General features: G+C 39.5%; 14 protein-coding genes. 1 reads left to right on the top strand and 13 read right to left on the bottom strand.

Translation table 11 applies throughout. From position 1 onward, the window contains the following. Positions 1 to 47 precede the first annotated feature (47 nt). The 9 genes from AC1RJ8_RS13360 to AC1RJ8_RS13320 form a co-directional block, all read right to left on the bottom strand. Positions 48 to 653, bottom strand: coding sequence for a YdeI/OmpD-associated family protein (locus AC1RJ8_RS13360; protein ID WP_492954233.1), 606 nt, complete (start codon positions 651 to 653; stop codon positions 48 to 50). Positions 654 to 745: 92 nt separating this feature from the next. Further along, positions 746 to 1264: a DinB family protein gene (locus tag AC1RJ8_RS13355; RefSeq protein ID WP_492954232.1), complete on the bottom strand. Its 519-nt coding sequence runs from the start codon at positions 1262 to 1264 to the stop codon at positions 746 to 748. 64 nt (positions 1265 to 1328) lie between these two features. Then, the gene (locus tag AC1RJ8_RS13350; protein WP_492954231.1) at positions 1329 to 3812 is read right to left on the bottom strand and encodes a mechanosensitive ion channel family protein; all 2484 of its coding nucleotides are present in this window, start codon (positions 3810 to 3812) and stop codon (positions 1329 to 1331) included. Between the two features lie 75 nt (positions 3813 to 3887). Next, positions 3888 to 5624, bottom strand: coding sequence for a peptidase associated/transthyretin-like domain-containing protein (locus AC1RJ8_RS13345; RefSeq protein ID WP_492954230.1), 1737 nt, complete (start codon positions 5622 to 5624; stop codon positions 3888 to 3890). After that, positions 5624 to 6583 carry a FecR family protein gene (locus AC1RJ8_RS13340; RefSeq protein ID WP_492954229.1) on the bottom strand — a complete coding sequence of 320 codons (960 nt, stop codon included), beginning with the start codon at positions 6581 to 6583 and terminating at the stop codon, positions 5624 to 5626. Before AC1RJ8_RS13340 ends, AC1RJ8_RS13345 begins: the two co-directional genes overlap by 1 nt. Positions 6584 to 6593: 10 nt before the next feature. Beyond that, complete coding sequence (locus tag AC1RJ8_RS13335; RefSeq protein ID WP_492954228.1) at positions 6594 to 7178, bottom strand: RNA polymerase sigma-70 factor; 585 nt, start codon at positions 7176 to 7178, stop codon at positions 6594 to 6596. 147 nt (positions 7179 to 7325) lie between these two features. Beyond that, positions 7326 to 8420: a hypothetical protein gene (locus AC1RJ8_RS13330; RefSeq protein ID WP_492954227.1), complete on the bottom strand. Its 1095-nt coding sequence runs from the start codon at positions 8418 to 8420 to the stop codon at positions 7326 to 7328. Between the two features lie 169 nt (positions 8421 to 8589). After that, positions 8590 to 9384, bottom strand: a complete 795-nt coding sequence (locus tag AC1RJ8_RS13325; RefSeq protein WP_492954226.1) for an SDR family NAD(P)-dependent oxidoreductase — start codon at positions 9382 to 9384, stop codon at positions 8590 to 8592. A 264-nt stretch (positions 9385 to 9648) separates the two neighbouring features. After that, positions 9649 to 10224, bottom strand: a complete 576-nt coding sequence (locus AC1RJ8_RS13320) for a Crp/Fnr family transcriptional regulator (protein ID WP_492954225.1) — start codon at positions 10222 to 10224, stop codon at positions 9649 to 9651. Between the two features lie 120 nt (positions 10225 to 10344). Between AC1RJ8_RS13320 and AC1RJ8_RS13315 the strand changes: the two genes are divergently transcribed. Further along, positions 10345 to 11085, top strand: a complete 741-nt coding sequence (locus tag AC1RJ8_RS13315; RefSeq protein ID WP_492954224.1) for an SDR family oxidoreductase — start codon at positions 10345 to 10347, stop codon at positions 11083 to 11085. Between the two features lie 156 nt (positions 11086 to 11241). On the opposite strand, the gene AC1RJ8_RS13310 is transcribed toward AC1RJ8_RS13315, so the two are convergent. The 4 genes from AC1RJ8_RS13310 to AC1RJ8_RS13295 form a co-directional block, all read right to left on the bottom strand. Beyond that, the gene (locus AC1RJ8_RS13310; RefSeq protein WP_492954223.1) at positions 11242 to 11604 is read right to left on the bottom strand and encodes a hypothetical protein; all 363 of its coding nucleotides are present in this window, start codon (positions 11602 to 11604) and stop codon (positions 11242 to 11244) included. An 88-nt stretch (positions 11605 to 11692) separates the two neighbouring features. Further along, complete coding sequence (locus AC1RJ8_RS13305) at positions 11693 to 12823, bottom strand: sensor protein KdpD (protein WP_492954222.1); 1131 nt, start codon at positions 12821 to 12823, stop codon at positions 11693 to 11695. A 6-nt stretch (positions 12824 to 12829) separates the two neighbouring features. Continuing rightward, a complete protein-coding gene (locus AC1RJ8_RS13300; RefSeq protein WP_492954221.1) occupies positions 12830 to 13078 on the bottom strand; it encodes a hypothetical protein in 249 nt (82 codons plus the stop codon). A 223-nt stretch (positions 13079 to 13301) separates the two neighbouring features. Next, entirely contained in the window at positions 13302 to 14372 is a 1071-nt protein-coding gene (locus AC1RJ8_RS13295) for a porin (RefSeq protein WP_492954220.1), read from the bottom strand. Between the last annotated feature and the right edge of the window lie 187 nt (positions 14373 to 14559).

Below are 14559 nucleotides of genomic sequence, written 5' to 3'. Positions count from 1 at the left end.
AAAATGTAGGTAATTTAATTAAACAGCTAATTTAGATGGTTTGCCCCCTAGCGGAGAAATTGCTTTGGCAATACGTTTTCTGATGAGGATTTTACAAGTTCAAGAATTCTGTTTTGCCGGGTTTCTGCTTTTTTTGCCATTACGATCCATTGTAGAATGGCTTTCTTAGCAGATTTACTTAGGCCAAGAAAAAAAATCTTTGCGTCTTTACTGTTTTTAAATTCTAAGGCTAAATCTTTAGGTATTTTAAGTGTTTCTACCGCATCTAACGCTGTCCATGACCCATTTTGTTTGGCTTTTTTAATGGTATCCAAACCTGCTTTTGCGATAAGTTTTTGTGCCAGCAGGCGCTTTACTTTTTCCTTGTTGATTTTCGACCAAACGCTATTGGCTTTCCGTTTACAGAAAAACTGCATAAACGTGTCGCTATCTATCGACTTTTTTAAACTGTCTATCCAACCGAAACAAAGGGCCTCATCTACAGCTTCGCTCCAGGTAATGCTGGGCAAACCTGATCCCTTCTTGCTATAAACAAGCCAAACCGACGATTTAGAATCGTGATGCTCCATCAGCCAGTTCCGCCATTCTTCAATGCTGCCTGGACGAAAAGTTTCTATATCCTTTACTTTGTTTTCCGCTATTTCGCAATCCATAAAATAATTTTCCTGAACAGATTGTACATCAATTATTTAAACTATGCAGCAAATTTAGCAGGTAGAGTGACAACCCTATGGCAGTGGTGATTTTAAACTTCTTTAGAATTCTTCACTACGGCTACAGTAACCATCAATTGCCCTACATGGCGCATGGTATGCTCTGCTGCATGGAACAACAAGCCGATAACAGTTGAAGGGAGTCCGGCGCGACCTACGCCTCTATAATCGGGCAATGTGCTTGCATCTGTACTTTTGATCTGCGCTAATGCAAAATCTACCTGTTTGTTGAAACGGTTAACAAGGTCTGCCACGGTATATCCCGCTGCCGAATCTTTACCCTCTTCAGCCAACTGGGCAAACTGAAATTCAGAAAGACCTTCTGCCCTGGCATAAGTAAATACCCGATCAAGCACTCCACTTAAATGCTGAAGATGAAAACCTGTAGATGCCATTCCGGCGGGGCGTTGCCAAAGCAGTTCGATTGGGAATTCGACCATATACTCATTGATCTCTTCTCTTGCTTGTAATAAGGCATGTGCTACCGGCTGTAACATCGGAATAATTTCAGGCAGTGGCCCTCTTTGCCAAACTTCTAATTGTTGCGCCATTAATATTTATTTTTAAAATTTTAAATCAGATTTAAAGAAACCATTACCTTAATTAAAACAATTTTCATTCAGCTTGAGGCAACTCTCCTTCTTTATCTGGATAATACAGGTGTACATCCTGACGTGGAAAAGGAATGGAAATATTATTGGCTTTAAATGCTTCCGAAATGGCTACAATCAGATCGCTTCTAATCGCATGGGCCTCGCGAATGTGTTTCGCCCAGAAAAAAATCTTTAAATCGATGGTACTTGCGCCAAACTGCTCGTACTGGACCAATGGTCCCGGGTTTTTATTTATCCGTTGTTCTGCGTCTAAAACCTCGCCGATTACCCTTCTGCATTTCTCTAAATCGGCATCGTAGGCAATGCCGAGCACTATGGCCACTCTTTTACGGTTACCGGCCAGCGACCAATTAACCAGGTGCGAATTTAAAAGATCTCCATTGGGCATTACCACATCGGCACCATCCCAGGTAGAAATCACACTACTTCTAAAACCGATAGATTTCATCGTGCCTCCCTGGCCATCAACATCAACGATATCGCCAACATTTACCGGCTTTTCAAAAGCAATAATCAGCCCGCTTACCAGGTTATTTACCAGTGTTTGCAAACCGAAACCAATACCCACACCAAGTGCTCCAAGTACGATAGTAATTCTATCCATTGGAATGCCCGCAGCTGCAATTGCTAAAAACAAGCCAATGCCCAGGATAAAAATTCTGACCAATAAAATCCAGCTGCCAAGTCCCCGTTTCTGATGTTTATCTTTATCAACTGCCAAATGCTCATCAGAGGCGAAGAATGAAACAATTTTAGATACCAGTACCGAAATAGCCATTATGGCCACAAACAATACTAAACCATTAATGCTAAAGGTATAATTACCAATCGTTCTATCCTGACTAAAGAAATTACCGAGGGGTTTTGCAAGGTATTCGAAAGCAGGAAAGTTACGGCCCATTAAAATTAACCAGCCAAATACCAGCAATACATAAAGTAGAAGTGGCGCTTTTTTTCCTACACGCTCAAAATTGAGATAGAAAAGTTTCTTATCCTGAACAGTATATACATCAAATGCCAATAACAAACCTTCATTTATAAACCTCACTACCCATAAAAAAAGAATAGCGATAACCACATTCAGATAGCCACCAATAAAAAGTGTTTTTGCAAGGTTATAACGGCCAAATATATTGGCAAAAACAGCAAATAACTCGAGCAGAACCATAAAACCTATAGCGTACATAATCCATTTCTCCCGGAGCTCCTGCTGTTTTTTCTGTGTCAGGATAACAAGGCCTGATATTACACCTATAACTGCTGCAATTAATATAAACCAACGTTCTGTTCTGGAAGCTTGCAAAATCAAATTATCAGCAGCAGCCAAAATAAAAAACAACACCATAATGCCCCATACGCGAAGCCAATATTTTGAAATATATCCTTTAAAAATGATGGTGAGGCAAACACACGAGATTAGCCACAGCACCACATTGAGAATAAATGGAGGTGATAAAAAGATAAACTGAAAGAGGCTGAGCACTAATAATATTGCTGATGCCAGCGGGTAACGTAATACAAGCTGACCCTCAAAATCCGCTTTTAAAAGTTCCCTTGAAGTGTATATCCGCTTTAGCGAGCGAAGGTATATATACGAAATGACCATTAACACAAACAATATGAACAGTTTGCCCGAATTGTTTTCCGAATAAAAACCAAGCGTAAGCAGGCCTTTTATTTTAGAGAAGTTTAAAATTTCGCCAAATGGCCTATAAAAACCTGCCGGCTCCCAAATATTGCCGAAATCACGTGCAAAAGCATTATAAGCCATTTTACGTTGATAAACCTCAATTTCATCAAGACCTATCTGAAGGCTTGACACTTCTAAATTGATGTGATTGAGAAGTGTTTGGATATTTCCACTGGCCCGTTTAAGAGCAGTATCAATAGGTGCTATTTCGTAGGCAACAACCGCAATTTTTTTTAGGTAGCCCATCAATTCTAAAGAATCTGATGGAAACTTAAACAGTGCGGGCATACTCGAAAGAGAATCTAAACGATAACGAAAATTATTGAGCTCCTGTTGCCGCAAATCAAGGCCTGTTTTCCTTACTTTGGCTTTATTAAGCAGTTCATTTATAATCTTTGATGTAGCAGTAAGGTTTCTAAAAGTTTGAGCTGTTCCTTTATTGGTAAAAACACCATCTTTGGCAAGCATAAAATCTTGCTTTATCTGATCCAATTCGGCTTTTGTTCCTACAGTATCCACACTTGTTTTCAGATACATTTTTGCTTTTTGCATCACCGTTCTGATTTCATCGAAGATTTTGGTCTGCGCCAGTATAGCTTTATCGGCTTCGAATTCTCCTTTGCTCTTTATAGCAGACCTACGGCCAAATTCCTGCATTTTGGCTACGAAGCCTTTTTTGGTGCTATCTGTTAATGCACCAAGTGGCGTACTATCTTGTTTTTGAGCCTTAACGGCAAAACAGATAAGCAGGAAAACACCCACCAACAAATAAATACGATAAATTTTCAAAGGCATAAGCAAAATGAACTTAATCAATATTACTGAAAATGCCCCGCAATTCAAACAACGAAGCCCAGTAAAACACTGCGCTTACAACGAAACAGTAAGGCCAAAGTTCCAACCTAACCAACCTTGTGCACCGTTTTTAAAATGATGGCTCCAGGCTGGTGCCAATTCCTTTTTATAATTTTCGCCAGAAATGGCTTCTCCCTTCACGTAATATGAATAGGCAGGCCCAGCAAAAATGGCAAGCCTCGATAAAGCGTTAAACTGCAGGTATGCCTGTAGCCTGTAGAGGTTGTTTGCTTCTTCAACATTACCGAGATATATGGATTGGATTGTTCCTTCGGCAGCGATAGCAAAACGTTTGTTTAAAATAAAATCATGACCAAGGCCTAATCCAAAAGTAAATGCCCGGGCAGTATCTGAAAAATTTTTACCCGCAATTAATAAGGTGTATAATTTGGCATTTCCGGTCTTAAAAGCGATATTGGTATTAATTACCTCGTTGTTATATACTGTTATCTTACGGTAGCCATTATTGAATAGGTTGATCAACCCGATACTGATGCCCGATGATGAATCGGCCAGATTTACCACGCCCAGTTGAAAACCATCCATGTTTTTAGCATGGTTTACCAATCCGGCAAGCTGCATACCTTTTAAACGGCCTGAGGTTTTATTCAATACACCTGCCAGCTGAACCCCTGTGGTATTTTTGCTCACATTAATCAGTCCGGCTACCTGCGCTCCTTTAACATCTTTGCCCGCAAAATTGCCCACCCCGGCCAATTGTACTCCTCTAACCTTACTTTCTACCCTATTTAATAAACCGGCCACCTGCAAACCATCTACATTCATATTTACATCGTTGTAGGCGCCCGAAAATTGGGTGCCTTTTACTGATCCGCCCACTACATTGAACAAGCCCGCTACCTGAATCTTTTTAATATCGCCTTTGGTTAAATTAAACGCACCCGCTATTTCAAAGCCATTTGTTCCGGCAGTATAACCACCAAGTATATTTAAAGATGCCTTGTTTACTACACTAGAACTCATACTGCCATGCGAACTTAAGCCAGGGGTAAACGATGCCTGAAAAGGTGTCTGCGCTAAAAAATCAGGTATGTTAAGGTTTTGGATGCGTTGCTTTGAGGAGAGCAAAAAACGCCATATTCCGCGCCCTCCAAAAGTGTTGGTGAAAAATGCGCCTTTCTCTTTATCCGGATCTTCGTATTTCTCAGGTTTTATATTGATATCAGCCAGAAAAACCAGGGCTGTATCGCGGTAGGTTTCTTTACTTGCTGTTAAAATTACAGCACTGTGCTCGCCTCTAAAACGCAATGTAAAATAACCATTGTTATCTGTAAGCGTAGCCTGAAGCAGTTTTTTTTCATAAACACTGGCCTGTTTAACTTTATTGCCTGTTCTGGTATCAACCACGTAACCGCTTATCGCATATTCATTGTCGCCATTGGCAATGTGCTCTGCTTCTATTGTTAAATGATTTACAGCATAGCGAAGAATAATGTATTCGGCATTTTCTTTATAATCTACCTTACCATCAAATAGCTGATCTAAAACCTCGCGCAGCGGAACATTTTTCACATTCAGGCACACCAGGCTATCCTGCCTGAACAGCACACCATTATAAGAAAAATAGAATCCGCCAGCTTTGCTGATCATCTGCAAAACATTGCCAACCTTTTCCTGCTTAACATTTAAGCTTACTCCTTTGGATAAATTCCTTCTATAATCGACTGTGGTAACCTGTGCAGTACAATAGCCCGAAATAAAGAACAATAAGATAATTAGTCTGGTCTTCATTATTTTTTAGCAGACAACAAAATGGTGTTGCCGTTACGGGATAACTGTAAATTTAAGGTTTGGCAGATAATTTCAAGGTTCTGGTTTATCGACCCCATTTTTAAAGTGGTATTGATGGTTAAACCTTTAATCTTTTCATCCAAAGTGATGTTGCTTCCGTAAGCCTCATTCAGGGTCATCACGAATTTGGATAAAGCAATGTTATTCGCCTGAAACAGATTGCTACGATAATAGTTATAAAGCTGATCGGTGCTTTGTTCTTTTACCAGTTTACGGGTACTGCCGTCAATGTGGACTTTTTCGCCCTTATAAAGCTTAATTTCATCATTGGCCATGCGAACCTTCACAATTCCGGTTTCTACGTTAATTTCAGTATCCTTTTTTATATGCTTAATATTGAAGGAGGTACCCACTACTTCTACACTTATCTGTTCGATATCGATTACAAAAGGGTGTGTTTTATCTTTGGCTACATCAAAAAACACGTCACCTTGTTCCAATTTCAGTTTTCGGTTGTTTTTAAAGTTAGCGGCATAGCTTATTTTGGTATTCTTGTTTAAGGTCAGCGCCGATCCATCAGGCAAGGTTTCGGTACGCACCTGGTAAGTAGCGGTGAGTTCGGTATATTTTCCTGGGCCGTATAAACTATATGCCATCCATCCGCCAACGGCAATAAACAATACCGCAGCTATCCTTAGCCAAACTTTAGCCACATTTAACCGCTTAATGTTGCTGCCATGTGGTTTTAAATCTGCTCTTCTCGCCTTAAAACTTGCCCATGCCTGCTCTTCATTCCTTTTATTTTCATTTTTTAGGGTGTTGCTTACCTGCCAGATGGTTTCTAACTGCGTAAAATGCTTTTTATTGGCTTCAGCAGCGTCTAGCCACTTTTCTACCTTTTCATTTTCTTCTATAGAACTTTCTTTTAGAAGAACCTTTATCAATAATTCATCAGTCATGCGCTTTCTTCTAATTAAAAAAATCGTTGTAATACCATAATCCGAGTAAAATAAACACCAGGAAATCAGCCAGTTTTAGTCTTAAAATCCTTAAAGCCTTCCCCATCTGGTTTTCTACCGTTTTGATTGATAGACCTAAATGATCGGCAATTTCGCGGTATTTCAATTCTTCGAACCTGCTCATTTGGAAAATGGTGCGGCATTGCGCTGGTAAATGGTTCAGGGCATCTCTTAAATGCTGCTGTAGTTCTGTAAACTCTACTTTTGCAGCGGCAGGTTCATGTTCTGTATTCATGGTGTGTACCGTAAATTCCTGGTATTTGCTTTTGGTTTTTTCCTGTTTAATATAGTTTAAACTATCGTTGTAAACACATTTATAGAGGTATGCTTTTATAGATTGTATTTTAAGGCCTTCTCTTTTTTCCCAAAACTTTAAGAACATTCCCTGTACAATTTCCTCAGCAACATCTTCATCCTTTAAAATCACCTGAGCATACGCGTGCAGCGCGTTGTAATGCGTTTTGAACAAATGTTCAAAGGCGGCATCATCATGGTATTGATGGATAATTTCGGAAGCTGCTACTGTTAATTCCACTGGTTTAATTGTAGTCAAATATATATATGTTTATTAATTATTGAATTTTGAATAAGGGAATGACTGAAGAATGGAATGATAGAATGACCGAATGTTAGCTGGTGCACAAATTCAATCATTCAAAACTCACTCATTCAATCATTTATCTTAAAAACTAATGGCCAAACCACCTGTATAGCCTAAAAATAGGGCATGTAAGGTATTATCTTTCCTATCCCAGCTTTTTACATCGTGTTTCTGTAGGGTTTTTCCCTCTTCGGTATTGGTTGATACAAAATTGAACGATGGGCCTGCAAAAAGTTCTAAATTTTGGCCTATCCTAAGCGATGGCAGTAACTGAAAGGTAGATTTGAAATAATTGCCCCGTTTAAAGTTTTGCAATGAACTCCCGGTAAGCTCTGCATTTAACCTAAAGTGTTCTGATTGAAAAAAGTGAGCACCTAAACCAGCTTCGAAAGCATAAACTTCATCTTTATTTTTAAAGTTATAACCAGCGCCGATAATACCGTATAATACTTTTCCGCCCGATCTGAATGTGGCCATGGTCGTTAAATTCTGGTTGGTAGTTAAAGCAATGCTTTTTTCGCCGTTTTTAACAATATTGATAATCCCGATTGGATAATCACTGCTATCGGCCACGTTAATAAAACCAGCAAACTGAACGCCTTTAACTTTCTTTGCCACATTGATAAAACCTGCAATTTGCGATCCTTTTACATTGCCTGCTTTATTCATAAAACCTGCAACCTGCACGGCAGAAACATTTTTCGAAGTCCAGTTCATAAAACCAGCTACCTGTGCACCACTGTTTTCTTTTGAGATATTGGCGAAACCAGCAATTGCAGCCCCATTCCCTCCGCCATAAGTATTGATAAAACCTGCAAACTGTACCCCACTTGCTTTGCCACCGATATGGTTAGAAAAACCGGCAAACTGTGTACCGCTTGCATTTTTACGCACGATATTGGAAAGACCTGCGAATGAGAGTCCTTTTTCTGCTGCCGAAACGCCAACCAAAGCGTTTAAAGAAAATACATTTGTATCTAATGTTGCATGCGTTCCGTTTGTGCTTACCGGGTATACAAAACCAATATTTACTTTACCTTTTTTGCTTTCTTGTGCAAAACCATTTAAACCTGTGCTTAATAATATCGCTAAACCCAATGCTTTAACACCAGATGCTTTTTTGAAGTTGATGTTTGTTGCATAACCGTTTTTAATTTTTGTCGAAGTTGTATTCATTTCTGTCTAATTTTAAAATGAGACAACAAATACAACACTTACCCCTACGTGCAGTAAAAAAATATTTCTGTGCACGACAATATTATTAGAAATCTTTTTTTACCATTTGAAAATGATAAATTAAAAGTTCACTAGTATGCTTATAAATGCCCAAATCAGCTATAACATACTACAATATCGATCTCACCAAACCGCCTTCTACCCTAATGGCAGCCCCATTGGTTCCTGAAGCTAACGGACTTGCATAAAAAGTAACTGCGTTTGCAATTTCACTCACATCAAGAAAGCGTTGCAGTAAGGAAGTGGGCCGCATATTCTTAAAGAAATCAGCTTCTACCTCAGCAATAGTGATGTTTCCATTTTTGGCTAAATCTTCGATAAAAACACCTACCCCTTTTGATTTGGTAGGGCCGGGCAAAATTGAATTGACAGTTACCCCGGTACCTTGGGTTAATTCTGCCAAACCACGGCTAACCGCCAGCTGTGCAGTTTTAGTCATGCCATAGTGGATCATTTCATCGGGGATAAACACTGCCGATTCGCTGGAGATAAAAATAATCCTGCCCCAATTTTTCTTTAACATTTTAGGGAATAGCTGCCGCGATAATCTGATTCCGCTCATTACGTTAACTTCGAAAAACCTAAACCAATCTTCATCACTGATCTTTTCAAAAGCTTTAGGTTCAAAAATGCCTGCATTATTGATCAGTATATCTATCTCTGGAAGTTTATCGATCAGGTTATTTACCTCATCGGCTTTCGAAAAATCAGCAGCTATTCCTGAAATAAATTCGTTCCCGGCAATACCTTGCAACGATTTTACTGCTTCATCTACACTGCTTTGCGACCGGCCATTGATAATTACTTTTACACCTTCTTTTAACAAACTTTCGGCAATTGCGAATCCGATCCCAGCGGTAGAGCCGCTTATAAAAGCCGTTTTATGCTTTAACTGTAAATCCATTTTTTCTTTTTAAATAATGTTTATCATAAATAATTATTGCCCTAGGGTTATGCAAACTGAACAATTTTTTGGGTAAAAAGTGTCATAGTAATATGCTAAAATGAATGGCAAGACTACAAGACTCGGGTATTGCTTTGAACAGGGACAGTTTAAAACAAGATATGCCAAAATAGCCTCCCTTATCAACTTCCCATAAACATATTTTCTTATCCGTAAACGTATCCCTGATCTGTGAGTTGATTAACGTTTAAGTGAAGATAATAACTAACTATTGATCTGCCTTCTGATCCTGGATAAAGATTGTGGTGTGATGCCCAAATAAGAAGCTACATCCGTTAATGATACGCGTAGGGCAATGTCGGCCTGACGGGCAACAAACAACCTATATCTATTGGCAGAATCCTGCCCCAAATAGGCATTTCGGATATTGATCTTGTCTATTAAAGCTTGTTGTGTAATCTGATCAATAAGTGTTTTAAGATATGGTACCTGTTCGTAAAGTTTCAAAAGTGTTGTTCTGTTAATACCTAAAACCTCACAATTGCAGGCAGCTTGTATACACTCTTCTGCTGGTATCTGCTTCTGGAAACTATTCAATATCGTACAAAATTGATTTTCTTTTAAAAAGTAATGGGTCACTTCATTCCCCTTTTCATTTCGGATAACGATCCGGAGTACGCCATCGACAATAAAAAAAAGTTCTTTACTAATACTGCCTGGCTGTGAGAGCGCTTCTCCTTCTTTAAACATTTTGGGATTAAAGGCTTCCAAGATATACTGTTCTTCTGCTGCCGAAATTTGATGGTAAAGTTTCAGGTAGCTGATAAGTTTGTTCGGCATTGGGATTTATATATGGTACAGAATTGAGTTGAACAAAAATACAAGCTCAGACCGTTTTTACCAATTGGTAAGTGAATTGGTCGTTGATATCTCAAAATTTGCACTTCAATTTACAACATCATGAAAATAAAAGCAAATGAATTTACACTGAAAGGAAAAACAGTGATCATACTAGGTGGAAGCTCAGGCTTAGGTTTTGCAACCGCACAGGCCGCAGCGCACGATGGTGCAAAAGTGATAATTGTTTCCGGTAATGAAAACAGGATTAATGAGGCGTTAAAATCCTTACCCGAAACCTGCAAAGGCTTTGCTGTAGATCTGAGTAAAGAAGAAAACATCAAACAGTTTTTTAATTCAGTCGAACCTTTCGATCACCTGGTATATACCGCAGGCGAAAATCTGGTATTGAATACGATTAATGAAACTGACCTCGATGATGCCCGTCAGTTTTTTACATTAAGGTATTGGGGTGCTTTTGCTGCAGTTAAATATGCAGCAAAGAAAATTAAGGCAGGCGGTTCTATTAATTTAACAGGAGGTATTGCCAGCCCAAGACCAAGTACCGGCTGGGGCGTAGCGGCCAGTATTTGTGGCGCCATGGAAGGCTTTACCCGTGCAATGGCTGTAGAACTAGCCCCAGTACGTATAAATTCGGTATCGCCGGGTGTGGTTAAAACCAATTTGTGGAATAGCATGAGCAATGAGGATAGAAATAACCTCTATGCTGGTGTAGGTGAACGTTTACCTGTAAAGCGCGTTGGAGAAGCCGAAGATATTGCGCAGGCATTTTTATACACCATGAAACAACAATACGGCACAGGGCAAGTAATTGTGGTAGATGGTGGTTCGGTATTGGTGTAAGCCACAATGAAGAAATCGTCATTTCGATCGGCTTGTAACGCAGTCTAGAAACCAGTTAGTGCTTAGCGAAGCTAAATCTACTGAGATCTCCCATTTCATTACTTTTAATCCAATAGCTCTAGGATCGAGATGACGACTTTCTGCAACTCCAAAATATCATGCAATTTGCCGTTTTAATGCTTTAAGTTGGGTGGCCAATAATACGCCTCCAAGAGCAGCGGTGAGAAAAATGCCTTCAAAAATCAACAATCGTTTTTTCTTTTTAAAGCCGCGGTAAAAGGTATGTGCTGCAATAACCCCCAGGCCAACAAATTCTATATCGCTTTGTACCCTTTTCGATGAATCTTTACTTTTAACCAGCACAATGCGCAATAATTTATCAATTAAACTGATGTTTTTAGAAACACCTTTTCTAATCTGTGCCTTACTTGCCGAAGCGCCCAATTTCTTAGCTGCAGTTTGTAATCCTGTAGTGGTGATCTCGTTAATCAAATGTGTTTTAGTATCGTTTTTTTCCATATCGCTTTCAGTAGGTTCTATTATTTCAACCCAATTTAAAAGGATATGGTTTTGATTATTTGAGAATGATGTAGACAGCCATTGTTATTTAAGAGAGAATTACCAGATCGATGTCTTTCATTGCCAGGTTTTTCAATAAACCATTAAAAACCGCCGTACGCAGAATGACCTGAAAAATATTAAGATGGGGTTTCCCGATGCAAATGGTGGTAACTTCTTTCTCATTGGCAATATCGATGATGGTTCTGGTAATCGCATTACTCTTTACTTTGATCACCTCGGCCCCAAGCTCGGTAGCCAGTTTAAAATGATTAATCAAATGGCGTTGTTTGTCTAGTTTAATACGCTCCATGCTTTCACTATCACTCTGCACATACAACACAATCCATGGCGATCGGTAATAAGAAGCCAATCTTGCTGTTTTCCTGATCACTACCCCTGCAGTCTCGGCATTAGAAGAAATACAGGCTAAAAAACGTTCGGGCCGAAGTTTGATTGATTTTGGGATTTCGGTCTGAATTTTCCGTTCTACCTGGTGCACCACCTCTTTTAAGGCCAGTTCGCGCAGCTGAAGAATTTTATCGGACTGAAAAAAATTGCCAAGTGCCCTTTCGATTTTCGATTGATCGTAAATTTTGCCTTCTTTAAGGCGGGTAACCAATTCGTCAGCGGTAAGGTCGATGTTCACGATTTCATCGGCTATCTCCAATATCTTATCCGGGATACGTTCGGTAACAGCAATACCTGTAATCTGCTCAATTTCTTCATTGATGCTTTCCAGGTGCTGAATATTTACGGCCGAGATCACGCTGATCCCTGCTTCGAGCAGGTCGAAAACATCTTGCCAGCGTTTGGTATTTTTGCTGCCCTCGGCATTGGTATGGGCAAGTTCATCAACAATAACAATCTCAGGATGGCGGTTCATAATTCCTTTCAAATCCATCTCTTCGATTTCCTTACCCCGATAAAAAATTTTCCTTCGTGGAATAATTGGAAGACCTGCAACAAGGGCTTCTGTTTCTGCCCTTTTATGGGTTTCAATATAGCCGATACAAATGTCTACTCCATTCCGCAGCAGCGCATGAGATTCCTGGAGCATCCGGTAACTTTTGCCCACACCGGCACTCATGCCGATATAGATCTTGAGCTTTCCGCGCCTGGATTTTTTAACCAGATCCAAAAAATGCCTGACCGACTCTTCTTTTTGTTCTTCTTCCATGATGTTTTACCAGGTAACAGTCATTATTCCTTTTTCTATCAATATGGTGATGGCAACAATCATAACAAGGGTAAATAATACCATCGTAAATTTAAGCGAAATCTTTCTGGAAAGCAGTTTAAAGTATTTTTCCGTAGCATAACTTTTTTTGATGGCAGATGTTTTTTTCCTTTTTAATGAGCTTAATTTTCTCATCATTAACATTCCAAAGAATGCTAAAAACAGACTGAACAATATTTCTATGTAAGGATGCATTGTTTTTAATATTAAAAATCATTAATCTGTCATGTTGAGCCTGTCGAAACGCTTTACCATACATTTCGGTTAGTCCTTCGACAGGCTCAGGATGACAAAACTAAAGCGTAATCGTCATTCCCGCACAGGCGGGAACCACCAAGTGCTCAGCGAAGCTAATCTAACACACCATACATTAGCATTAAGATTCCCAATCAAGTTGGGAATGACGACCTGAATCTTCCTAAAACGAAACCGCTATACTCGCTGTAAGGGCTGCGTTCGCATTTACCGCGGAGCCTTCTCTTGCAAATATTTTATCTTTACTATCGTAGGCTTTTCCTTCCAATCTGATTACTGCATTTGCTATGGGCGAATAATCAAGATTTAGCGAATAACCCTTGGTTTTAAAACCTTCTGGCGTTCCGGTTGCAATAAAAATTCCGTTTTTATCTTCATAGTATTCGAATCTTCCGGCAACTGCCCATTTTGGTGCAAATTTATATTGTAGTATTGCTACGGGTGAGATCACCTCGTTTTTATCATCACTTCCTTTTTGTTTCTGCTGGGTTCCATAGTCGAATCCAAGGGTTACGCCAAATTTATCGGTAAGTTGAAAGATGCCATAAATGTTGTGGTAAAATCTATTTACCCTAACCGAATCAGCACCTTCTGTTCCAAGATAATTGCTGTAGTTTACCGTGATTTTATCAGTCGGTTTCCAGGTGAGTTGCAGTCCACCGGCAGGTTTATCATTCCCGTTTTGGCGGCTAATGCGCTGCCATCCGTTAAGGTAAAGTGCTGTTGCTGTAAATTTGCCATCCTTAGTACCATAAGTAACTTTCGCACCCGACTCGTAATAAGGGGTATTCTCTGAAGAAATATTCCTGGTGAGTACCCAACAGTCTTTCGAAACCGCACCTTCAAAACCAATATGCGAAGAAAATATTCCGGCGTCGATCCAAAGGTTCTCTGATTTCGATAATTTTACGCCTGCATTGGCCTCGAAGATATTTTTTAATACCCCAGGTTCGGCAGCAAGATTGGCATTGGCATAAGTTCCAGCCATTACCGCTAAGTTTGCACGGATATTCCCTGTATCGTACACGGCTTTAATAAATCCAAGGTTCAGGTTAACTTCGTTTGCACGGTTATGTGAATAAATAAACCCTGGGCGGTTATGGTCGGCCGGTTTGTTGAAATCGTATCCATAATAAGCCTCAAGATAACCTGTTACTTTAATTTTTGGTTCATCCTGTGCTTTCGCGAAAAATGTAGTGGTAAGTGTAGCGGCAAGTAATAGTAATTTTTTCATCTGTATTTTCTATTTATTTTATCTGATTGTTTTATTGGGTAAAGCCTAGCGTGATCGTCATCTCGACTGAAGTGCAACGTAATGGAGAGATCTAATAAATGAATTTTCAAAGATCTCTTCACTACGGTCGTATTCTAGGTTTACCACAATTGCAAATTTATTTTAAGAAAAACTCTTTTTTTGGAGT

Source organism: Pedobacter sp. GW822-FHT03F06 (assembly GCF_058801365.1).
This window is presented reverse-complemented; position numbering and strand designations above follow the sequence as displayed.

Excerpts from the sequence above, each read along its gene's own strand:
- AC1RJ8_RS13360 (WP_492954233.1), bottom strand. The coding sequence starts at position 653 with ATGGATTGCGAAATAGCGGAAAACAAAGTAAAGGATATAGAAACTTTT.
- AC1RJ8_RS13355 (WP_492954232.1), bottom strand. The coding sequence starts at position 1,264 with ATGGCGCAACAATTAGAAGTTTGGCAAAGAGGGCCACTGCCTGAAATT.
- AC1RJ8_RS13350 (WP_492954231.1), bottom strand. The coding sequence starts at position 3,812 with ATGCCTTTGAAAATTTATCGTATTTATTTGTTGGTGGGTGTTTTCCTG.
- AC1RJ8_RS13345 (WP_492954230.1), bottom strand. The coding sequence starts at position 5,624 with ATGAAGACCAGACTAATTATCTTATTGTTCTTTATTTCGGGCTATTGT.
- AC1RJ8_RS13340 (WP_492954229.1), bottom strand. The coding sequence starts at position 6,583 with ATGACTGATGAATTATTGATAAAGGTTCTTCTAAAAGAAAGTTCTATA.
- AC1RJ8_RS13330 (WP_492954227.1), bottom strand. The coding sequence starts at position 8,420 with ATGAATACAACTTCGACAAAAATTAAAAACGGTTATGCAACAAACATC.
- AC1RJ8_RS13325 (WP_492954226.1), bottom strand. The coding sequence starts at position 9,384 with ATGGATTTACAGTTAAAGCATAAAACGGCTTTTATAAGCGGCTCTACC.
- AC1RJ8_RS13320 (WP_492954225.1), bottom strand. The coding sequence starts at position 10,224 with ATGCCGAACAAACTTATCAGCTACCTGAAACTTTACCATCAAATTTCG.
- AC1RJ8_RS13315 (WP_492954224.1), top strand. The coding sequence starts at position 10,345 with ATGAAAATAAAAGCAAATGAATTTACACTGAAAGGAAAAACAGTGATC.
- AC1RJ8_RS13310 (WP_492954223.1), bottom strand. The coding sequence starts at position 11,604 with ATGGAAAAAAACGATACTAAAACACATTTGATTAACGAGATCACCACT.
- AC1RJ8_RS13305 (WP_492954222.1), bottom strand. The coding sequence starts at position 12,823 with ATGGAAGAAGAACAAAAAGAAGAGTCGGTCAGGCATTTTTTGGATCTG.
- AC1RJ8_RS13300 (WP_492954221.1), bottom strand. The coding sequence starts at position 13,078 with ATGCATCCTTACATAGAAATATTGTTCAGTCTGTTTTTAGCATTCTTT.
- AC1RJ8_RS13295 (WP_492954220.1), bottom strand. The coding sequence starts at position 14,372 with ATGAAAAAATTACTATTACTTGCCGCTACACTTACCACTACATTTTTC.